This window comes from Pseudomonas avellanae BPIC 631 (assembly GCF_000444135.1).
GTDB classification, from domain to species: domain Bacteria; phylum Pseudomonadota; class Gammaproteobacteria; order Pseudomonadales; family Pseudomonadaceae; genus Aquipseudomonas; species Aquipseudomonas avellanae.
Genome location: NZ_ATDK01000260.1, coordinates 1 through 20,495, shown reverse-complemented (window position 1 = coordinate 20,495; position 20,495 = coordinate 1). Strand labels below are relative to the sequence as shown.

The following is a 20,495-nucleotide window of genomic DNA, read 5'->3' as shown; positions in this document are numbered from 1 at the left end:
GCCCGGTCCGCTGCCACACAGCGTGTTTCTGCCCGCAGGGCGTAGGAGCGGACTTGTCCGCGAAGGGCTGCGAAGCGGCCCTGAAACCGGTCACCGTGGCTGTGTCTGGCACACCGAAGCGGCTGGTTTCACTGCCGGTTCCCGGCAGTTCGCGGACAAGTCCGCTCCTACGAAGGACCGGATATCGCGGAAAAGCGAAGCGTCGCCCGGTCCGCTCCCGTGGCCTGCGGGCGAAAGTCCTTTTATGGGCCTTCAGAACTTGTGTATAAGCATGAGCGCTCCGGTGTGGGAGCGCATTTCATGACGCTCTGCCTTTGCGCGGTGCCGCTACCGGCTTGACTGCTGCAGCCAGTTCGCCAGGTCCACCACTTCAGCCTCGTTGATGCTGTGCCCAAGGCCTTCATACCCATGAAACTGCGGCGTCAGGCCGAGCGACTTGAGGGTTGCCTCGGCTTGCGGGCCGCTGGCGTAGGCCACCTGGCGATCCTGCACGCCGTGACCGATGAAAACCTTCAGTGCCTTGAGGTCATCAGAAGCTTTGACTTCGGATTTAACCACCGGCAACAACCGCCCGCTCAGCGCCGCAAAGCCACCGACCAGCGTCGGCTGACGCAACGCGACTTCGTAGCTCATCATGGCGCCCTGGCTGAACCCGACCAGAAACACCTTGCCTGGCTGCGTGCGGAATTTCTCGGTGGCCTGGGTGATGAAATCGGTCAGTCGCTTGCCGCTGCTTTTCAGGTCTTCGGTCACGCCATCGTAATCGGTGCCGCCTTTTTTCTGGGTGAACCACTTGTAGCTGTCTGCCTGCAACTCCACCGGCGCCTGCACGTAGTTGTAGCCCGCTGGCAGGTGTTCCTTGAGGCCGAACAGGTCAGCCGCGTTGCTGCCGTAACCGTGAATGAAGATCACCAGCGGCCGGTTCGGCGTTTCGACACTCGCCTGCGCCAGGTAGTCCAGCGGCAGGTCGGTGTGCAGGGTGTAGTCCTGCGCCTGCGCCATTGCGGTAACGGCAAACAACAAGGCAGCGAAAAACTTCAGCATGGGTTCATGACCTCTGTTGGACGCTGCCTGTGAGCAGCGTCGTGAGTGGACGTCGCGGCAGAAACGGCACCGCCTCAGTTCTGCAGGCTGGTCCGTGAAACCTCGGGTTTGAGCAACTGCATCTGTTGACGATAATCATCGGTCACCTGACGCGCCTGACTGCTACTGGTGATGACGCGCGGCGTGATCAGCACGATGAGCTCGGTACGGCCCTTGGATTTAGTGGTATTGCCAAATAGCCACCTCAAGCCCGGAATACGTCCCAGATACGGCACAGCGTTGACCGTCTCCGCATTGTCCTGCTTGATCAGCCCGCCCAGCAGCACCGTCTGGCCGCTCTGCGCGGCGACCTGGGTAGACACCGAGCGACTGGAAATGCGCGGGTTACCGTTGGCATCGTTGTTATTGGTATTGGTGTCGGCATTACTGACCTGCTGCTGGATGTCCATGTACACCAGGCCACCTGGATTGATACGCGGTACGACGTCGAGAATCACACCGGTCTGCACGTATTCGACGCTGCTCAACGTGGTGTTGGTAGACGTGTTGGTGTTGATCGAGGTCTGGCTGATAGGGATGTTGTCACCCACCTGAATCTGCGCCTGCTGGTTGTTCATGACCACCAACGAAGGTGCGGACAGGACCTGAGTGCGGCCGTTGGTTTCCAGGGCACGCAAAGCGACCTGCAGGTTGTTGCTGACAAAGGAGTAGAAGAATGCGTCAGTAGAAGCCAGTGCCGCACCGCCAGTACCGATTGCACCTTGGCTGCCTGCGGTATTGGTGACGTTTCCGGTGGTTCCCGAATTGCCCGCCAGACGCCCCAGATACCACTGCACGCCCATGTCCAGTTCGCCCGTCAGTGAGACCTCCAGAATTCGCGTCTCTATCTGCACTTGCAGCGGCGGATTGTCGAGGCGCTTGATCGCTGACTCGATCTCTTTCCACTGCGCCGGACGCGTGCGCACCAGCAACTGGTTGCTGCTCTTCTGCGCCGTGATGCGCGTGCTGGCATCCAGCGACTTGCTGCTGCCGTTCGACCCGCTGCCGTCCTGACTGGACGAATCCGCTTCGCTGCCGCTCTGATCGTCGCCCTCGGATTCGCTGTCGGTGCTGTTCTGGCTGTTGTTCATGCCCTGGCTGTTGCCAAAGCCACCGCCGTTGCTCATGCCGCCGCTGTTGCCGCCCAGGCCACTGGAGCTGTTCATGCCGCCAGAGCCACTGCCGCCGCTGGAATTGAGTGACGACAGCGTGGTGGTGCGCAGGCCCGGCGCAACCTTGGCGGGCGAATCTTCCTTGATGGCGCCCGTGCCGTAGATCTGCCGCAGGTATTTGGCGAGGTCGGTGGCCTTCATGTTGCGTACGTCGTACACGTACATCTGCGGCTCGTTGCCGCCGCCTTCGTCGATGGTGTGAATCCATTCGCCGACTTCACGCAGGTACTCGGGCTGCGAGGAAATCGCCACCACTGAATTGGTCCGCTCGATTGGCAGAAAGCGCACCATGCCCGCCAGCGGCATACCGCTTTGCGGGCCGAAGATTTTCTGCAGCTCAGGCATCAGTTCGCCAACCGAGGCACGTTGCAGGCCGAATACGCCGACCGACATGCCTTTGAGCCAGTCCACATCGAACGTGTCGATGGTGTCCTGATAGTTGGCCAGTTCTTCGGGCGTGCCCGCCAGGCTCAGTACGTTGCGCGCCGGATCGACCAGCAGGAACGCGTTTTCCCGCGCGAACGGCTTGAGCAGCTTCTGCATTTCAGTGGCCGAGATGTAACGCAGCGGAAACAACCGCGCCGACATGCCAGCCGCCGGTTGCGCCACTGGCATTTCCGGCACCAGCTTGCCGGCCACGGCCTGGTTGGAGGGCAGGATAACGTAGCGATTGCCCTGCTTGATCATCGCGTTGTCGGTCCACGACAGCAGCGTCTCGAGAATCGAAAGCGCCTGCTGCTTGTTGACCGGCTTGGAGGTCGAAAAGCTCACATCGCCTTTCACGCCCTGGGCAATGCTGTAGTTCTCGTGCAGCAGGTCACCCATGATGCTGTTGATCACCGCCTGAATCGGCTGATTGGTGAAGTTGAAAACAATGTCGCCAGCCTCCGCCGGGCGCGCTGCCGGAGCCGCCGCGGGCTGGCGGATGAAACGCTGGTTGCCCTTGATGATCTGGCGCTGCGGCGAGGCCGCAGTCTGCTGTGAAGGGGGCTCGACGGGCGGTCGTTCGCTGCGCGGGTCTACCGGCGGGCGTTGTGAACCGGTTCCCTGGAGCGCTTCCTGCAGCATGCCATTGTCGGGGTCGAGTGTGTCTGGCTGTGACGCGCAGCCGCCAAGGGCGACGGCGGTGGCCAGGCAAAGCAAGGGTGTGCGCAAGGTAGCGATGGCAGGAACTCCAGAAAAGGTACCCATCACAGGGTGGAATCGTTGGTTAAGGTAATCGGCGGTGTACTCGACGGCGGCGGCAGGCGCAGCGCAGGCAGACGCAGGATTTGCGTGCGCTCATCGAGTTTGAAAGTGGCCTGAGTGGGCTCCAGGCGGTCCAGCGTCCAGCCATTGGGCAAACGGTCACCCTGACGAATTTTCAGCGCCGGACCACTGGCCTGCTTGATCAATGCAACACGCAACGAGCCGTCCATGATCACCCCGGTGAGGGTCAGGCCGGCCAGACTGGTGGCCTGCTCGGCCTTGCGCACCGCCGCATCCGGGCTGCGATCAGGGCTGAACAGTGGGGTTTTCCAAGTGTTGGCCAGGCTGTCCAGGGTTGCCGACGGCGCACTGTGAGCCTGGGCTTTCTGATCGAGCGAATTGCGCGGCGCCTGCTCGGGCAGCCAGTCGGGCGAGTGCGCAGCGCCGCTGAAAACCAGGGCGATGAGCCCCGCCAGCAGCGCGGCCAGCGCCAGCAGCGACCATTCCAGCGGGCGTAATGAACCGGTCATTGCTCGCCCTCCCCGGCGCTGGCCGGTTGCAGGTAGCCACGCACCAGCAGGTGCACCACCAGTTTGCCGGCAGCGCCTGTGGCGGGAGCATTGGCATCACGACGCATACTCATCTCGTCAACGAACAGAAACGGGCGCTGGTACTCCAGCGCATGCAGGATGGCCGTCAGCGGTTCGATGGCGCAGTTCAGGGTCAGGCTGACCTTGACCTGACGATACGGCTCGGCGCTGTCCTGCTCGGGGGTGATCGGCATGCGCTGGGTCAGCTCGCAGCCGCCACCGGTGCTGGCCTGGCTGCTGATCAGGTCGGCAATACGCTGCATCAGATCGGCCGCCACGGCGCTCGGGTCTTCGCCGGGCAGCAAGCTGGTGCTGCTGGCCGGGTCACGGCGTGCCTGCTCAAGTTGCTCGCGCAATGAGTCACCCTGCTGCAACAGGCCAGCATAGCGCTGCTGTTGCTCGCGCAATTGCTCGGTCTGTTCGCTGATGTCACGCAATGGCCCGGCAAACCAACTGTCGATAAACAGCCAGTAGGTCAGGCACAGCACCAGGGCCAGAATCATCAGGGCTGCGCCCCGCCGCTCACGGCTAGTCAGTGGACGGCGCATCGGCTTTCTCCTGATGCAGGTTCTGGTGCAAGTGCGCACGCAGGGAATACTGGTCCTTGCCCGTCTTGGTGTCTGGCTGGATCACCCCCTGAAATTGCGCATTGTCCAGACTGCGGCAATCTTTGACCCGGCCGATCAGCGCACTGGCCTTGGCACTCTGCCCGGAAAAAGCCACCTCGGCGCTATCGCTGATTTCCAGATGCTCGATCCAGGTGTCCGAAGGCAGGCAGGCGGTCAGTTCGCTGAGCAGCGCCGAGAGCGGCGGTTGCGTGGCCTTGCGGCGCAGCAGGTAATTGGCCGCGCCTAACGTATTGGTCAATTGCTGGCGCAATTGCTGAATTTCGCCAACCTGAGCCTTTTGCGCTTTCACGCTGGCCTGCATGTCGTCGAGCAGGCTCTGCCGGTCATTGAGCCACAGCAACATGGCAGTCAATAACAGGCCGGCGCACAGCCAGCCCAGCCAGCGCTGCAAACGATGACCGGAACGCGATTGTTGCGGGCGCAGCGGCATCGGCAGCAGGTCGATGCCCATGCGCTGCCCTTCGCTACCGACATCGACCGCATCGGGACGCAGACCTCGCTCGGCACATTCGCTGAGTATCGCGTCCAGCCGCTCGCGCAATATCGCCACCAGCGTGACTTTCACAAAGCTCGCGCTGCGGCGGCTGTCCTGACGCGCCACGAAATACAACTGACCCGCGTCGAACGGGGTAAAGCGGTCCAGCTCATAGCCGACGACGGTGGACAGATTGCGCGCGGCGGCCGCCGGCAGTTGCAGCGCTTGCACCAGCACAGCCGAGGCCGGCAACAACAGGACGCGCCGCACTTCGCCCGATGCAGCGGGCAGCGGCTCGACCAGCGGCCAGGCACTGACGTGTTCGAGGGTTTCGCGGCCCAGCCAGCGACGCAGACGTGGCGGCAGGCAGGCGCGAAGTTCCGCGACCCACCATTGCCAACCGTGCTGCGCCGGACTGCCACGCCACTGCCGGGCAACCTGCTCGCGTAACGCGTACAGCGGTGCCAGACGTGCAGAAACTGATGAATTCATTCTTGCCAACGCAACACCCTATAGGGCTGTGCGCTTCCCTCCGATGGGCTCAATAAAACAGTGGTTTGTAACAAGGCAATCACTCCGCCCGGTTGTTCTGCGCGGCTATCGATGGCCAATACCTCACCGGGATCGGCCCCCACCGCGCTCTGGTTCGGCAGGTTCAAGGCCCGGCGCAACAACGCCGAAGCGAAGGCAGGGTCAGGCCGGTCCAGCCCGCTCCATAATGTTATTTCCGGCAACAGACGGACATACAGTGCCTGATTCATACCCGGCAACTGGCGTACCTCCTCGACCACCCGCAAGGGCGACTGACCGCCATTGCGCTGAGCTTCCAGCACCTGAGCGATACCGCTGGCCTGATTTCTGGTCGCGCCACAGGCCTGCAACAGGCGGGAGATATCGGCGACCGGTGCGCTGTTGAGGTCCAGCTTGCCTCGTTCACTTCTGATGCTGACCACCAACTGCGTGTCATCCATGCGTAACGACACCAGACGCCCATCGGCAATCCAGCGTTTGCGCTGTGCAGGATCAAGCAAACCCTGCACAGCCATATTCATGCCAGCCTCGGCGGCCAGCAGCGCCTGAGTGTTCTGCCGCAACCAGAGGGCTTGTCGGCTTTCCAACTGCACCCAACCTGCCAAACCACCGAGCAACAGGCTCAACAGCGCCAGCACCCAAAGCACCACCAGCAACGCAACACCCTGTTGCTTTATATTCGACGCCGTCATTCGCCGCCCGCCCCACCGGACAGGTCCAGACGCAGTGCCACCACTTCGGGCACCCACTTGACCGTCCCTTTGGTCTGCATGTCGATGCGTACCGCGCCCGGCAAACGATTCGGCCAGGGCCACTCGGGCATCCAGCCTGTCGGCTTGCCTTTGGGGGTCAGGCCCCGGTAACTGAACGTCAGTGACTCGACGTTTTGCAGCAATACCTGAGGCTCGCCCCACGGCTTGAGCGCCACGCCATTTGCCCCGGACTGAACCTGAGCAAAGGACACCTGCAGCGCCCGATGACCTTCCGGCCCTTTGAGTTCAAGGCTGTGCACCTGAATGCCGCCGCCCAATTCACCCGGCAGCGTGGCGACAAAGCGTAACTGTTGCGCCGAGCCTTCAAAAAAACCGCTGTTGACGTCATCTTCCGCAGACGTGTCCAGCGGCAGCGCCTGACTGATCGAGCTGCGCAGGAACGCCTGCGCGGCGCGGGTCTCGTCCAGGTTCACGGTGTAGCGCTCAGCCTTGAGCACCGCGCGATTGGCCCCCAGCAGCGCGCCGGCAACCAGTACCAGCAACACGCCCAGCAGGCTGATCACCAACAACACTTCCAGCAGCGTGAAACCATGCTGGGTGCGCCTCATGACCCAGCCCCGCCCGCAGCGCCACTGACGGCGCCGCGTAATTTAAGGGTGCTGAACTGCGCCTTGCGCTGATGTTCACTGACCATCAGGTCGAGGCGAAACATCCTCGTCTGGCCATTGGCACCCGACAGTTGACGGATATCCAGCGCCCAGTCGATACCGGCGAGCGTGCCCTGACGCGTGCCGTTTTCCAGCGGCCCTGCGCTTTCCTGATCCATTATCGTGCGTGCCGCATGACTGAGCCGGTCACTGCGCGACACCTGTTGCAAGGAGCGCGCGCTCTGCCCGAAGGCTACCAGCAGAACACCGCTGCACACTGCCATGACAGTCAATGCAGCCAGCATCTCCAGCAGGGTGAACCCCGACTGCGATGTTTTCATTAAAGCGACCGTATCTGGACGCTGCCGGTCAGCCAGCCAATATCAATGCGCCAGCGCCGGTCGCCATCAGCGACAACCACGTTGCCACCACTGGAACCGCCGTCCGGGTAAAACTCCACCGAAGAGCCGAGGTCCGACGAGGTCTGCATCGTCACGCGCAAGCTCTGCGGCCAGTGCATCTCACGCTTGCCGGGCGCCTTGAAGGTCGCCTTGTGCAGGTCGAACTCGGTGCGCGCCGGTTGACCGGTGACAATCGCCCGCACTCGGGTGGCCCGCAGCGCTTCGACCATGTCACCGACCGCCCGCCGTTCGCTGGCGGTACTCAAACCCTGTTGCAGACCGAAACCCACCAGACCGACGGCGATGCTCATCAACACCAGCACCACCAGCATTTCCATGAGGGTAAAACCCCGGCTTGCGACAGACGTTCTCATACCGCTGTTTACTCCCAGTTGCCCAGGTCGGCGCTGTAACCTTCGCCACCCGGCTGACCGTCCTGGCCGTAGAAAATCAGGTCGAAGCTGCCATGCTGGCCCGGAAAGCGATAACCGAACGCATGGCCGAACGGATCTTTGAGGTCCGAAGGCTTGGCATACGGGCCATTCCAGTTCGACGCGTTACCTGGCTTTTCGGTCAATTGCTGCAGCGTCTTGGGTGGCGAACCGACATCCAGCGCGTAGCTTTCGACCTTCATGCCCAGGCTGGCGAGTTGCGCCTTGCCTGCACCGTATTTGCCTTTGTCGACGTTACCGCCCACTTGGCGCACCACGATGGTCGCGACAATGCCCAGCAATACGATAACCGCGAGCATTTCCAACAGCGTGAAACCGCCCTGTCGGCGTGCGGGTTTGAAGCGTGTACGGCTAAAAGTCATCGGGATGATTTCCTCGTTCGTGAATTCAGATATTGCTGGTCAGGCTCATCAACGGCAGCATGATGGCCAGCATGATCACCGCGACCATGCCCGCCATGACCACCGTCAACGCGGGCACCAGCGCGGCCAGCATGCGGTCGATACCGCGCTTGGCCTCGACGTCGAATACGTCCGCGACCTTGAGCAACATGGTGTCCAGTTCGCCGGCCTGTTCGCCGACTTCGATCATTTGCAGGGCCAGATCCGGCAAAAGCGGCTGTGCGCCGAACGCACTGGCCAGCGTGCCGCCGCCCTTGACCGACTCGGCCGCCTGCTCGACCTGGGCCTGCAAGGCGCGGTTGGTGCAGACCTGGCGAGCGATCACCAATGCCTGCAGCAACGCCACGCCGTTGGTGAGCAGGGTGCCCAGTGTCCGGGTCAAGCGCGCTGCTTCGATGCGCTGCAGCAAAGGGCCGATCACGCGGATGCCCAACAGACGGCGGTCGTGACGCTCACGCCGCTGCGGGTCGCGCATGCGAATCGCCATGCCCCAGATCAGCGCGATCAGGCCGGCAAATACCGCCAGGCCGTAGTCACCGAGAAACTGTCCGAGGTCGAGAATGACCTCGGTGATCAACGGGATCGGCACCCCGAGATCCTTGAAAATAGGCACGAATTGCGGCACGACGTAGGCCAGCAAAAGGGCCAGCGATCCGAGTACGCCGACCACCAGAAAGGCCGGGTAGATCAGCGCGTTGATCACTTCGCCACGCAACAACTGGCTGCGCTCCAGATAATCGCTCAACTGACGCAAGGTGCTTTCCAGCGCGCCGCCGGCTTCACCTGCACGCACCATGCTTATATAAAGAGGCGAAAACTGACTGCCCTCTTCTTCCAGCGCCACAGACAACGGTTTACCAGCCTTGACCTGTTCGCGGATGCGTTCGATCAGCGCCCTGGTCTGCGGTTGTCCAGGCTGTTTGAGCAAGATTCCAAGAGATCGTTCCAACGGTTGCCCTGCACCCAGCAGGGTAGCGAGTTGCTGGGTGAAGCTGACCAGCGCCGCGCCGTTCAGCAAGCCGCTGCCCAATACGCGACGCAGCCCGCCAAGCCCTGCGACATCGACCTGCAAGACCATCAGGCCACGCTTTTGCAACGCGGCAATGGCAGCGTCCTGATCCCGGGCTTCCAGCGTGCCGTTCTGCGCTGCGCCCTGAGCGTCCAGCGCGCGATACTTGAACAGGCTCATGTGCCATCACCACGGGTCACGCGTAGCACTTCTTCCAGCGAGGTCACCCCGGCCACGGCCTGGCGCAGGCCCTCTTCGTGCAGGGTCCGCAAACCGCCACGGCGAGCGGCTTCCTCCAGCGTGGACGCGTCGGCGTGACGCATCAGCAGGCTGCGCAGTTCTTCGTTCATCACCAACAACTCGGTGATTGCACTGCGCCCGCGATAACCGCCGCCCGGTGCATCGGCGCGCGGTCGGTACAGGCGAATCGGGCGCTCGTCGGTAAAACGCTCCAGCCCGTGCTCGGCGACCAGCTCCGGCGGCGCATCGAAGGCTTCACGGGTGGCCGGGTCCAGTCGTCGCACCAGTCGCTGAGCCAGAATGCCATTGACGGTCGAAGCGATCAGGTAGCTTTCGACGCCCATGTCCAGCAAGCGGGTGATACTCGCCGCCGCGCTGTTGGTGTGCAAGGTCGACAGCACCAGGTGACCGGTCAGCGAAGACTGAATGGCGATGCGGCAGGTTTCCAGGTCGCGCATCTCACCGATCATGATCACGTCCGGGTCCTGACGCACGATGGAGCGCAGCGCCCCGGCGAAGTCCAGGCCAATGGAGGGCTTGACCTGAATCTGATTGATGCCTTCGAGCTGATACTCCACCGGGTCTTCAACGGTGATGATCTTGCGCTCGGCGGTATTGAGCCGTGACAGCGCCGTATAAAGAGTGGTGGTCTTGCCCGAACCGGTGGGCCCGGTGACCAGCAGGATGCCGTGCGGACGCTCCAGTACATCGAGAAATCCGTCCAGCCGTTCGCCATCGAAACCCAGGCTCGGGAAATCGAAGTTGATGGTCTGCCGGTCCAGCAGACGCATCACCACTGATTCGCCAAAGCTGGTGGGCACGGTGGACACCCGCAGGTCCAGCTCCTTGCCCTGAATGCGCAGCATGATCCGGCCATCCTGTGGCAATCGGCGCTCGGCGATATCCAGTCGGGCCATGATCTTCACACGGGAAATAACCGCCGCCGACGAGCTGGACGGTGGCGCTTCGGCTTCATGCAGTACGCCGTCGATGCGGTAGCGCACTTTCAACTGGCTCTCGAACGGCTCGATATGAATGTCGGAAGCGCGCTGCTCGACCGCACGTTGCAGAATCAGGTTGACCAGACGAATGACCGGCGCTTCGGAGGCCAGGTCCTTGAGGTGTTCGATGTCTTCCAGCGAACCACCCTCCTCGTCCAGGTTTTCGATCAGGGTGCCCATCGCCGAACGGCCCTGCCCGTAATAACGCTCGATCAGGGTTTCGACCTCGTTGCGCGGCCCGATGGACAGGCGCACCGGCACTTCGCAGGCATAAGCGATGGCCTGAAACGGGTACAGCGTGCCGGGGTTGGCGCTCAGCACCTGAAGACCCTGATCGCTCCAGCCCACGGGGACCACTTGATAGTGGCGCATGAAGCGTTCGGTCAGCGGCGGCAATGGATCGAGCAGCGGTGGCACGGCGTCAGCCAGCAACAACGGTGCCTGCAGCAACGCAGCCCAGGCGCGGGCCAGCTCAAACTCAGACACCAGGCCCAGCCGGGTCAGCAGCCCGAGCAGTTCAGTGCCTTCGGACTCCTGCTGCAAGCGTTGCGCGCGCTCCAGATCGGTCGTCTTCAGACCGGCATTTTCGATCAGCCAGGCGCACACCTGCTCGGCATCCGGAATGAGGAGACGGGAAACATCGACGGGAACTGACGGCATGAATGAGGGCATTTTGCTACTTCGGAGGGACATATTACAGCACTCTCCGCATGGAGAGCGCTGTGCTCAAAGGCTTCAAACGATCAATTTGACTGCTTTTGAGGGGTTGCGTTCTGTGGACGACCGCCTTTTGTGGTTTCGGTCTTTTGTTTTTGCGCAGCTTGCGCGGCTTTTGTGTCCTGGGTTTGGGTCATGACGGTCGAATCGCTCGCGCCGGAAGTTGCATCGTCATCGGTCGCTTCAGCAGCAACTACTGCACCACTAAGGGCCAGGCCCAGAACGACACCTGCACTGATCACAGAAAATTTCATCGTAATAACTCCACAAGAAAAGAGGGTGAATTCCGCAACACGCAGAACTCAGATAAAGACCGGGCAAGAATTAACGCACAGCACGCCTTGCAACTTGCGAGCTGTCTTTCTTCGTCCTGAAAAATCTTAAACCCATCGACCAGTAGGTTTAACAAGAGTTCCTCAATTGTAAAGAAAAAATACGAAATAAAAGAAAAATACGCTTTTATTTGACATTTATGCCCTGTTTTCGACTTAATTGTAACGGTTTACAAATTCAAAGTGCCACTACTTGATAGCTAAATAGTGGCACTCGGGCAACAGAAAAACATAATAAATAACGCAGAAAGCATTAACTAAAAAGTCATGATTCGCGCCCGCAAAATTGTGGGAACAGGCGAAGGCGGACAACTGTTTCCTGAAGAAAATATTAAGCAATACAGCGTAAATAACGACGCGCTCGGCCCGTGCAACTGCGTGGGCAGACAGTTAATTAAAATGGTGTTGGAGAGCAATATGAACAAGCGAAAGATGATAGGCGCGCACTCGGCGCTGGCCTTGCTGGCACTGGCCGTTTCTCAGGTGCACGCCGCTGATCCGACTGTGCAGCAGGGACGTGAAGACCGCGCTGAAAAAGCCGCGCAGAAGACCCTGGCGAAAATGACCATGGAAGAAAAGCTGGCCTACATCGGCGGCACCGGCGGCTGGGATGTGAAGCCGCTGACCAACTACGGCGTTCCGCAGATTCACGGCGCTGATGGCGGCGTGGGCGTGCGTTACACCAGCGAAGGCAACGATCAGGGCGTGGTCTATCCGTCCGGCCCTAACCTGGCAGCCACCTTCAACCCGCGTCGCGCCATCGACCTGGGCCGTGCTCTGGGTTATGACACCGCGACCGGCGGCTACCAGTTCATCACCGGCCCGGGCGTCAACCTGTACCGCATGCCTTACGGCGGCCGTGCATTCGAATACCTCTCCGGTGAAGATCCGTTCCTGGGTGCCAGCCTGGCGCCGGGCGTCATCAACGGTATCCAGTCTCGTGGTGTGTGGGCCAACGCCAAGCATTACGCGGCCAACGACCAGGAAAGTAACCGCTTCAATCTTGACCAGAAGATGCCCGAGCGCGTCCTGCGTGAAGAAAGTGAACGGTGATTTCGCCTGCGAAAGCGAGCACCTGATCGCCCAGATCCTGAAGAAGGAATGGGGCTACAAAGGCTTTGTGCAGAGCGACTACAACGCTGTGGTGCACGGCTTTGAAGCTGCCCGCGCCGGTACCGATCTGGACATGATGGGCTACCAGATGAACAGCTCCGTGCTCAAGCCGCATCTGGACGCCGGTGACCTGAGCGCTGCGACCATCGATGACAAGGTGCGCCGCATCCTCAAGCAGATCTACCTGTACAAGTTCGACAGCAAGGCACCGCTGACCACCCACAACATGAACAGCTCGACCAGCAACAAGGTCGCTCTGAATGCTGCGCGTGAAGGCATCGTGCTGCTGAAAAACCAGGGCGATCTGTTGCCACTGGACAAGCAGAAGGTCAAGAAAATCGCCGTCGTCGGCACCTTGGCCAAATATGCGCCACCGACCGGTTTCGGCAGCGCCAACGTCATGGCCAGCCATTACGTCAGCGAGTTGAGCGGCCTGCAGCAAATGGCCCCCAACGCCAAGGTCGAGTTCATCGATGGCCTGTCGCTGGACCCAAGCACCTCAGCCTGGAACACCACTGACACAGCTGGCAACAGTGTTCAGGGCATGAAGGCCGAATACTTCAGCAACACCAACTGGTCTGGCGATGCAGCGGTCACCCGTACCGAGCAGCACGTTGACCTGGACTGGGCCAACGACAAGAACCTGCCGTTCGAGAGCAACACCTCGACGTCTGATCCGTACACCACCAAAGGCTCGACCGCTGGCGAGCTGAATGGTGATACGTCTTCGACCTCGATTCGTTACACCGGCAAGATCACCCCGACCCAGAGCGGCGAACAGGTGTTCAAGGTGCGTGCTGACGGTGCTGTGCGCCTGTGGGTCAACGGCAACAAAATCATCGACAACGGTGAAGGCAAGGCATTGCCGGGCAACAGCATCCCGCCAACCATTCCAGAGTTCGCCAAGATCAATCTGGAAGCAGGCCAGTCCTACGACGTGAAGCTTGAGTACTCGCGTCGCGCCGGCTACCTGTCGACCATGGGCGGCCTGGTGGGTGTACAGCTGAGCTCGGCTTCGCTGAATGCTCCGCAAGACCTGTCCGGCTACGACGCAGTCGTGGTTGCAGTGGGTAACAGCAATGAATACGAAGGTGAAGGTTTCGACCACAGCTTCGATCTGCCAGAGTTCCAGAACGAACTGATCCAGAACATCGCCAAGGTCAACCCGAACACCGTGGTGACCATGTACGGCGGTACCGGCCTGAAGATGAGCGACTGGATCGAACAGGTTCCGGTAGCGCTGCACGCCTTCTACCCGGGTCAGAACGGTGGTCAGGCCCTGGCCGAGATTTTGTTCGGCAAGATCAACCCGTCGGGCAAGCTGCCGATCAGTATCGAACGCAACATCGAAGACAACCCGGCCTACGCCTCCTTCCCGAAATTCGACAACCAGAACACGCTGGCTGAAATGGATTACAAGGATGACCTGATGCTGGGTTATCGCGGTTACGAGAAGAAAGGCATCAAGCCGCTCTACCCGTTCGGTTACGGCCTGTCGTACACCACGTTCGGCTACAGCAACATCAAAGTCACGCCAGGCGTCGCGGTGGGCAATACGCCGATCAAGGTGTCCTTCGACCTGACCAACACCGGCAAGGTCGGCGGTTCGGAAGTTGCACAGCTGTACGTTGGCCAGCAGAACCCGAAAGTCGAGCGTCCGATCAAGGAACTCAAAGGCTACAAGAAGGTGTTCCTCAAGCCGGGTGAAAGCAAGCGCGTGACCATTGAACTCAATGACCGCTCGCTGGCCTACTTCGACGTGAAAACCAACCAGTGGGTGGTCGACGCCGACACCTTCAACCTGTCGCTGGGTGGCTCGTCGCAGGACATTCGCCTGAACGCCAAGCTGGTCAACTCGTTCCGCCAGGAACTGTCGACCACTACCAGCAACCCGCTGCCACGTTCGGCGCTGAACTCGGTACTGGTCGAGAAACCACCGGTCAAAACCGGCGGTGTGTTCCAGCAAACTGTCGAGTAAGCCTCGCGCTGAATGATTGAAACACGGACAGACAAAGGCTCAGGGACGAGCCCTTACCGTTGCATCGACCTGCGCAATGTAGGCGTCGAAACATTCGATCAGATCGACCTGATCGGGAAAGCGTAACCACTGAATCTGCAAGCCATCCATCATGGCCAGAATCTGCTGGATCACCTTGTCCAGATCCACATCCGCCCGCACCTCTCCCCGCTCCACCAACCCTGAAAACTGCCCGAGCAAGTGCGCATGAATGCGCTCATAGCGCGTCTGGAACCATTCATACGCGGGCTGGCTGTCGACCAGGCTTTCGGCGTTGAGAATCGAAAAGGCACGCACCACGCCGGGCGCCGTGGCATTGGAGCGGTTGATCGCGCGCAGGCCACCGAGCAGACCGGTCAGGGTGTTGTCGGTACGCACTTGCGCGGCAATCCGGCCATTGACCTCATCACGCCGCTCCAGCACGCCCATCAACAGCGAGATCTTGCTGGGAAAGTGATGCAGCAGCCCCGCCACCGAAATACCGACGATCGCCGCCACTTTGGCCACCGAAGCGCCGGTGTAACCCTCAAGGGAAAACACCTGCAACGCGGCATCAAGCAATTCTTCGCGACGCTTCTCGCCCTTGGGCGCGCGTCGCTGTCGGGTGACTGGCGTACCCGTTTCCGTGGGTTCGTACCGGGTCATATCAGGCTCCTTCTTGAACAGCCGCGTACCCTAACCATTCAGACCGTCGCTGGCAACGCTATTGAACCTTGATTGTCGGACAATTTCTGGCTTTTTCACAATAGCGCTGGAGCAACAGTGCAACTATACCAGCACCACACTGAGACTCAACGACAGCCCCAGCAGCCCGCGATCAGCGTAACGCTCCCGTACCCAGGCGAAAAACCATGGCGCGGCGGCAGACAGCAGAAAGCCAGGCGCCAGCAGCCGGCCCTGCAGGCGTGCATAGTGTCGAGGGTCAAACAGCGCAAACGGCAGGCTCGCCCGCAGCAGCGTGGTCAGCCCGTTCATGGCGCCGTAACCGAAGACAAACAGACAGGCCAGCACGGGTTGTCCACTGGCAAGGAACGCCAGGGCAAAACACAGCACCAGCCCCATTGCGACCCAGACATTCAGGCGCAGCGCGCACACCGATCGGGCCAGCAACGCCTGCACCAGCCGTGCGCAGGTCTGCCCGATGCCCCACAGCGCCACCCATCCCACCGGCACGCCGAAACCTGACAGCAGCGCGGGCAAATGCGCAGACAACCCGGCCGACATGAAGCCGATCAGCGCCATGCCCAGCGCATAGCCCGCCTGACGCTGCCACGAGGTGACATCAGGCGAATCAACCGCGTTGATTTGAAGGCGAGAACCGGGCGAGACGTCAGGCAGCCCGCTGAACAGCAACCCGCCAAGCAGCGCCAGGCAGGCATAGATGGCGATGGCGCTGCGCCAGCCAACAACGCCCAGCAACCCATTACCCAGCGGCCAGAATACCGCTGATGCCAAGCCACCGAGCAAGGTGATCTGCACCATCAACGGTCGCGACCGCTCCCCCAGCAATCCGGCCAGTGCGGCGAACAAGGCGTCGTAAAGGGACAGGCGCATCCCCAGACCGAGCACGGCCCAGCCAAAAAACCAACCCTGCGGGCTGTCACACAAAGCCAGTATGCAGCAGCCCGCCGCGTTGAATCCGGCGCCTGATTGCAACACCTGTCGTGCGCCGAAATGCTGAATCAAACCGGCGCTGAGGGTCGAAACCAAAGCCATGACCAACAAGGCAACCGACAACCCGGAAAAAACCTGCTGCCCGCTCCAGGCCAGATCATCGGCAATGGCGTTGCCAAAAGCCCCCGGCAGATAAAAGGTCACGCCCCAACTGATCAATTGCGCGAGCGCCAGTCTGAACACCGTCAAGCCTGGCAAGCCCGCGCGGTCCACCGCCGTCAGGCCCGGTCGGCTGGCGCGCTGGCCGAGCCGTCACCCAGCGCTCGTTGCATGAGCACGGTGTCTACCCAGCGGCCGTGCTTGAACCCTACAGATTCAAAGACGCCGACCCGACGAAACCCCAGGCGTTCGTGCAAACGCAACGAGGCGATGTTTTCGCTGTTGCCGATCACCGCGATCATCTGCCGCCATCCGCCTGTCTCGCAGCGTTGTATCAACTTGCCCAGCAACGCCTGACCGATGCCCAGCCCGCCCATGCCGTCGCGCACATACACCGAGTCTTCCACGGTAAAGCGATAGGCCGGACGGGGCCGATACGGCGTGACGTAGCCATAGCCGACCACTTCCCCTGCGCGCTCGGCGACCAGATACGGCAGGCCTTTGGCAAGTACCTGTGAACGACGCTGAAGCAGTTCGGCGAGCGTGGGCGGTTCCAGCTCGAAACTGGAAATGCCGTGCAGAACGTGGTCTGCGTAAATCGCCTGGACGGCAGGCATATCGTCGTCGCTAGCATCACGCAGCGTAATGGGTGAAGTCATGGCAGGGCTCTTGTGCAGGTGTCAGTAGATGACTGCAATCATGCCGCTCGCAATAACATTAAAAAAGCTATGATTTATCATCCACAGCATAAGAAATACTTTGCCATGCAACGACTGAACCTCAATCACCTGCACACGTTTTCGCTGGTCATCGCGCATGGCAGCTTTTCCGCAGCCGCAGAGCACCTGCACCTGACCCAACCGGCGGTCAGTTTGCAGGTGCGACAGCTGGAAACCCGCTTGAACCTGAAACTGATCGAGCGCGTGGGTAAACGCCTCAAGCCCACCTCGGCGGGCAACACACTGCTGGAACATATCGCGCGCATTGACGCCGTTGTCGAGGACGCCTTGCTGGAGCTGTCCAGTCACGCCAGCGGTGTCGCCGGGCAAGTGGCCATCGGCACAGGCGCGACCGCCTGCATTCATTTGCTGCCACCCATGCTGCAGGCGCTGCGTCGGCGCTTTCCCGAGCTGGACGTGCGGGTCAGCACCGGCAACACCGAAGGCATTCTCAAGGCCGTAGAAGAAAACCGCCTTGACCTTGCGCTGGTCACCCTGCCGGCCGGCGGCCGCAGCTTGTACATCACACCGTTGCTTGAAGACGCCTTCGTGGCGATTTTCGCCAACAGCCAGCAACCGATGCCCGTGGACATGACGCCCGAGCACCTCAGCGAACTGCCGCTGGTGGTGTTCGAGGCCGGGAGCAGCACGCGCCTGCTGATCAATGAGTGGTTCCTGCAGGCCGGGCTCCGCATCAAGCCGGTGATGGAACTGGGCAGCATCGAGGCAATAAAGGAAATGGTCGCTGCGGGGCTGGGCTACAGCATTGTGCCGCGCATGGCCGTCGCCGCGCCGCACCATCGGCGCGGCTTGAATGTTCAGCCTCTGACACCGGGGCTGAGCCGTACGCTGGGCATTGCGTTACGCCAGGACAAACCGGTCAGCAACGCGCTGCGCCAGGTGCTGGATGCGCTGCAGCACCTCAAAGGGTCATGAAGGCGCGCTTAGATTAGAGGGCTGATCGTTTCCATACACAATCACCGATGCGCTATAAACAGCAGTGGCGGCATAAAGGCCAAACGCTGTCTGGCAGTTGCGTCAGCAGCGAATCAAGTTGTACGATGACTGCCCACTGAGTAACGCATCACGATTGCCGGCCTGCTTTTAAACGCCGCATCTGAACGCCGCAACACCGCCACCCTGCAAAGCAACTCGGCAACCCATAAGGAGCGCACGGTCCGGATCCCTTCGGCACCCGCCTCCAACATCAAACAACAGGAGATACCGATGCCTAACATTCTCGGCCAGAACTTCATCGCAGGCGGCCGCAGTGCCCTCGGCCAAAGCCTGCAGAAGAGCCTGGATGCCACCACCGGTGAAGAATTGCCTTACAGCTTTCACCAGGCCACCGACGGCGAAATCGACGCCGCCGCGCTGGCCGCCAAAGCCGCCTTTCCTGAGTTCCGTCAACTGAGCCCGGCCCGCCGCGCTGACTTCCTCGACGCTATCGCCGATGAACTTGACCAGTTGGGTGACGACTTCGTCGCCATCGTTTGCCAGGAAACCGCCCTGCCACAGGCGCGTATCCAGGGTGAGCGCGGGCGTACCAGCGGCCAGATGCGTCTGTTTTCCAAAGTCCTGCGTCGCGGTGGCTTCGTCGGTGCGCGTATCGACCTCGCCCTGCCAGACCGTAAGCCGCTGCCACGCGTTGATTTGCGTCAGTACCGCATTGGCGTCGGCCCGGTTGCCGTGTTCGGGGCAAGCAACTTCCCGCTGGCCTTTTCTACCGCAGGTGGCGACACCGCCGCCGCACTGGCAGCCGGTTGCCCGGTAGTGTTTAAGGCGCACAGCGGTCACATGGCGACTGCCGATCTGGTGGCCAGCGCAATCATCCGCGCCGCCGAGCGCACGCAAATGCCCAAAGGCGTGTTCAACATGATTTTCGGCAATGGCGTTGGCGAAGGCCTGGTCAAGCACCAGGCCATCCAGGCCGTTGGCTTCACCGGTTCGCTGAACGGCGGCAATGCCCTGTGCAAAATGGCTGCCGAACGCCCGCAACCGATTCCGGTCTTTGCCGAGATGTCGAGCATCAACCCGGTCGTGCTGCTGCCGGGCGCTTTGCAGGCGCGCGGCGAAACCGTGGCCAAGGAATTGGCCGGCTCGGTGGTGATGGGTGCCGGCCAGTTCTGCACCAACCCGGGCGTGGTCATCGGCCTGCGCTCGCCAGCGTTCTCGGCGTTTCTGGAGCAACTGACCGAACAGATGGGCGCTCAGACACCGCAGACCATGCTCAACGCGGGCGGCCTGCGCAGCTACAGCAAAGGCGTCGAGCACCTGCTGGCGCATCCTGGCGTCACCCACCTGGCCGGCAAGCCGCAGGAAGGCAAACAGGCTCAGGCCCAGCTGTTCAAAGCAGACGTGAGCCTGCTGCTGAATGGCGATCAGTTGTTGCAGGAAGAAGTGTTCGGCCCGACCACTCTGGTGATCGAAGTCGCTGACGATGCGCAATTGAAAGACGCCCTGCAAGCCTTGCGCGGGCAGTTGACTGCCACCGTGATCGGCGAACCCGCCGACCTCAGCCAGTACAGCTGGCTGCAACCGATCCTGGAAGAAAAAGTCGGCCGTATCCTGTTCAACGGCTACCCGACCGGTGTTGAAGTCTGTGAAGCCATGGTCCACGGCGGCCCATACCCGGCAACGTCGGATGCACGCGGTACGTCGGTCGGCACCCTGGCCATCGACCGTTTCCTGCGCCCGGTCTGCTACCAGAACCTGGCCGACAGCCAATTGCCACCTGCCCTGCAGAACGCCAACCCGCTGGGCTTGCGTCGCCTGGTCAATGGCGAGTGGAGCGATCAGCCTGTCGCGTGATGATGGACAGCTGAACCGGCAACACAGCAGCGCGACCCCATAAGGGTCGCGTTTTTTTTGAAAAATATTTCTCTTTTGTGCCTGAAGTCGCTGATGGCGAAGCGGTTTTCTGCTCGGATTACAGCACCATGAAAGGGCAAAACATGAGCTGTTCATAAAATAACCACAACGCTACAAGCCACGTAGAACAAGGGTTTCAAAAAGTTACCCACAGACATACCCACGATTTCCGTGGACAACTTTTCATCGATTTCGGACCTTAAAAACCCTGAGCAGCGCAAGCGCAAATTTTTGGCGGTTCTGCAAAAATCCGAACGGAGTGGCACCCGTAGTGGCCCAGGCTTCGGCCCTCACCGTTATACATAAGTCCGCTTCTATGCTCCGTGCGGTCATGCATTTTGTGACGCTGCGCCGCACACTCAAGATCGGACGCAGAGCGTCCAGAACGGCATGCGACGCGGAGCGTCGCACGATAGTTAAG

Annotated in this window: 18 protein-coding genes and 1 pseudogene; 3 read left to right on the top strand and 16 right to left on the bottom strand. The window is 60.9% G+C overall.

The features are described from left to right. Positions 1-327: 327 nt before the first annotated feature. From DW49_RS0115295 to DW49_RS0115235, 13 genes are all read right to left on the bottom strand, one after another. Entirely contained in the window at positions 328-1,044 is a 717-nt protein-coding gene (locus DW49_RS0115295; protein ID WP_005618906.1) for an alpha/beta hydrolase, read from the bottom strand. Positions 1,045-1,118: 74 nt separating this feature from the next. Continuing rightward, on the bottom strand, positions 1,119-3,446 hold the full coding sequence (gene gspD / locus DW49_RS0115290; RefSeq protein WP_005618908.1) for a type II secretion system secretin GspD: 2,328 nt from the start codon (positions 3,444-3,446) through the stop codon (positions 1,119-1,121). Continuing rightward, positions 3,446-3,973 (bottom strand): general secretion pathway protein GspN, encoded by a 528-nt coding sequence (locus tag DW49_RS0115285; protein WP_005618909.1) that lies wholly within the window; start codon positions 3,971-3,973, stop codon positions 3,446-3,448. The genes gspD and DW49_RS0115285 overlap by 1 nt, the downstream gene beginning before the upstream one ends. Further along, complete coding sequence (gene gspM, locus DW49_RS0115280; RefSeq protein WP_005618911.1) at positions 3,970-4,581, bottom strand: type II secretion system protein GspM; 612 nt, start codon at positions 4,579-4,581, stop codon at positions 3,970-3,972. The genes DW49_RS0115285 and gspM overlap by 4 nt, the downstream gene beginning before the upstream one ends. Continuing rightward, positions 4,562-5,629 (bottom strand): type II secretion system protein GspL, encoded by a 1,068-nt coding sequence (locus tag DW49_RS0115275; RefSeq protein ID WP_005618913.1) that lies wholly within the window; start codon positions 5,627-5,629, stop codon positions 4,562-4,564. Before DW49_RS0115275 ends, gspM begins: the two co-directional genes overlap by 20 nt. Then, entirely contained in the window at positions 5,626-6,360 is a 735-nt protein-coding gene (locus DW49_RS0115270; protein ID WP_005618914.1) for a general secretion pathway protein GspK, read from the bottom strand. Before DW49_RS0115270 ends, DW49_RS0115275 begins: the two co-directional genes overlap by 4 nt. After that, positions 6,357-6,989, bottom strand: a complete 633-nt coding sequence (locus DW49_RS0115265) for a prepilin-type N-terminal cleavage/methylation domain-containing protein (protein ID WP_005618916.1) — start codon at positions 6,987-6,989, stop codon at positions 6,357-6,359. Before DW49_RS0115265 ends, DW49_RS0115270 begins: the two co-directional genes overlap by 4 nt. After that, the gene (locus DW49_RS0115260) at positions 6,986-7,369 is read right to left on the bottom strand and encodes a type II secretion system protein (RefSeq protein ID WP_005618918.1); all 384 of its coding nucleotides are present in this window, start codon (positions 7,367-7,369) and stop codon (positions 6,986-6,988) included. Before DW49_RS0115260 ends, DW49_RS0115265 begins: the two co-directional genes overlap by 4 nt. Then, on the bottom strand, positions 7,369-7,803 hold the full coding sequence (locus tag DW49_RS0115255; RefSeq protein WP_007246056.1) for a prepilin-type N-terminal cleavage/methylation domain-containing protein: 435 nt from the start codon (positions 7,801-7,803) through the stop codon (positions 7,369-7,371). The genes DW49_RS0115260 and DW49_RS0115255 overlap by 1 nt, the downstream gene beginning before the upstream one ends. 8 nt (positions 7,804-7,811) lie before the next feature. Further along, positions 7,812-8,243, bottom strand: coding sequence for a type II secretion system major pseudopilin GspG (gene gspG, locus DW49_RS0115250; protein WP_005618920.1), 432 nt, complete (start codon positions 8,241-8,243; stop codon positions 7,812-7,814). 25 nt (positions 8,244-8,268) lie between these two features. Continuing rightward, positions 8,269-9,471, bottom strand: coding sequence for a type II secretion system inner membrane protein GspF (gspF, locus tag DW49_RS0115245; protein WP_005618922.1), 1,203 nt, complete (start codon positions 9,469-9,471; stop codon positions 8,269-8,271). Beyond that, positions 9,468-11,192, bottom strand: a complete 1,725-nt coding sequence (gene gspE / locus DW49_RS0115240; protein WP_024420688.1) for a type II secretion system ATPase GspE — start codon at positions 11,190-11,192, stop codon at positions 9,468-9,470. The genes gspF and gspE overlap by 4 nt, the downstream gene beginning before the upstream one ends. An 83-nt stretch (positions 11,193-11,275) precedes the next feature. Next, on the bottom strand, positions 11,276-11,503 hold the full coding sequence (locus DW49_RS0115235) for a hypothetical protein (protein WP_024420689.1): 228 nt from the start codon (positions 11,501-11,503) through the stop codon (positions 11,276-11,278). A 495-nt stretch (positions 11,504-11,998) separates the two neighbouring features. Here DW49_RS0115235 and DW49_RS01000000128440 point away from each other — a divergent pair. After that, positions 11,999-14,672, top strand: a pseudogene (locus tag DW49_RS01000000128440) (beta-glucosidase). A gap of 39 nt (positions 14,673-14,711) precedes the next feature. On the opposite strand, the gene DW49_RS0115225 reads toward DW49_RS01000000128440, so the two are convergent. The 3 genes from DW49_RS0115225 to DW49_RS0115215 form a co-directional block, all read right to left on the bottom strand. Further along, the gene (locus DW49_RS0115225; protein ID WP_003381187.1) at positions 14,712-15,356 is read right to left on the bottom strand and encodes a TetR/AcrR family transcriptional regulator; all 645 of its coding nucleotides are present in this window, start codon (positions 15,354-15,356) and stop codon (positions 14,712-14,714) included. 123 nt (positions 15,357-15,479) lie between these two features. Next, on the bottom strand, positions 15,480-16,598 hold the full coding sequence (locus DW49_RS01000000128435; RefSeq protein WP_086005785.1) for an MFS transporter: 1,119 nt from the start codon (positions 16,596-16,598) through the stop codon (positions 15,480-15,482). 5 nt (positions 16,599-16,603) lie between these two features. Further along, on the bottom strand, positions 16,604-17,143 hold the full coding sequence (locus DW49_RS0115215; RefSeq protein WP_005618927.1) for a GNAT family N-acetyltransferase: 540 nt from the start codon (positions 17,141-17,143) through the stop codon (positions 16,604-16,606). Positions 17,144-17,248: 105 nt separating this feature from the next. Here DW49_RS0115215 and DW49_RS0115210 point away from each other — a divergent pair, with 105 nt between their 5' ends. Both DW49_RS0115210 and DW49_RS0115205 read left to right on the top strand, forming a co-directional pair. Beyond that, positions 17,249-18,139: a LysR family transcriptional regulator gene (locus tag DW49_RS0115210; protein WP_024420691.1), complete on the top strand. Its 891-nt coding sequence runs from the start codon at positions 17,249-17,251 to the stop codon at positions 18,137-18,139. 291 nt (positions 18,140-18,430) lie between these two features. Next, positions 18,431-20,014, top strand: coding sequence for an aldehyde dehydrogenase (NADP(+)) (locus DW49_RS0115205; RefSeq protein ID WP_005618929.1), 1,584 nt, complete (start codon positions 18,431-18,433; stop codon positions 20,012-20,014). Positions 20,015-20,495: the final 481 nt, after the last annotated feature.

Bases quoted from the DNA above. Each gene is read 5' to 3' on its own strand.
- DW49_RS0115270 (WP_005618914.1), bottom strand. From the start codon at position 6,360: ATGACGGCGTCGAATATAAAGCAACAGGGTGTTGCGTTGCTGGTGGTG.
- gspM (WP_005618911.1), bottom strand. From the start codon at position 4,581: ATGCGCCGTCCACTGACTAGCCGTGAGCGGCGGGGCGCAGCCCTGATG.
- gspE (WP_024420688.1), bottom strand. From the start codon at position 11,192: ATGCCGTCAGTTCCCGTCGATGTTTCCCGTCTCCTCATTCCGGATGCC.
- DW49_RS0115265 (WP_005618916.1), bottom strand. From the start codon at position 6,989: ATGAGGCGCACCCAGCATGGTTTCACGCTGCTGGAAGTGTTGTTGGTG.
- DW49_RS0115275 (WP_005618913.1), bottom strand. From the start codon at position 5,629: ATGAATTCATCAGTTTCTGCACGTCTGGCACCGCTGTACGCGTTACGC.
- DW49_RS0115295 (WP_005618906.1), bottom strand. From the start codon at position 1,044: ATGCTGAAGTTTTTCGCTGCCTTGTTGTTTGCCGTTACCGCAATGGCG.
- gspF (WP_005618922.1), bottom strand. From the start codon at position 9,471: ATGAGCCTGTTCAAGTATCGCGCGCTGGACGCTCAGGGCGCAGCGCAG.
- DW49_RS0115210 (WP_024420691.1), top strand. From the start codon at position 17,249: ATGCAACGACTGAACCTCAATCACCTGCACACGTTTTCGCTGGTCATC.
- gspG (WP_005618920.1), bottom strand. From the start codon at position 8,243: ATGACTTTTAGCCGTACACGCTTCAAACCCGCACGCCGACAGGGCGGT.
- gspD (WP_005618908.1), bottom strand. From the start codon at position 3,446: ATGGGTACCTTTTCTGGAGTTCCTGCCATCGCTACCTTGCGCACACCC.
- DW49_RS0115205 (WP_005618929.1), top strand. From the start codon at position 18,431: ATGCCTAACATTCTCGGCCAGAACTTCATCGCAGGCGGCCGCAGTGCC.
- DW49_RS0115215 (WP_005618927.1), bottom strand. From the start codon at position 17,143: ATGACTTCACCCATTACGCTGCGTGATGCTAGCGACGACGATATGCCT.
- DW49_RS0115255 (WP_007246056.1), bottom strand. From the start codon at position 7,803: ATGAGAACGTCTGTCGCAAGCCGGGGTTTTACCCTCATGGAAATGCTG.
- DW49_RS0115225 (WP_003381187.1), bottom strand. From the start codon at position 15,356: ATGACCCGGTACGAACCCACGGAAACGGGTACGCCAGTCACCCGACAG.
- DW49_RS0115285 (WP_005618909.1), bottom strand. From the start codon at position 3,973: ATGACCGGTTCATTACGCCCGCTGGAATGGTCGCTGCTGGCGCTGGCC.
- DW49_RS0115235 (WP_024420689.1), bottom strand. From the start codon at position 11,503: ATGAAATTTTCTGTGATCAGTGCAGGTGTCGTTCTGGGCCTGGCCCTT.
- DW49_RS0115260 (WP_005618918.1), bottom strand. From the start codon at position 7,369: ATGAAAACATCGCAGTCGGGGTTCACCCTGCTGGAGATGCTGGCTGCA.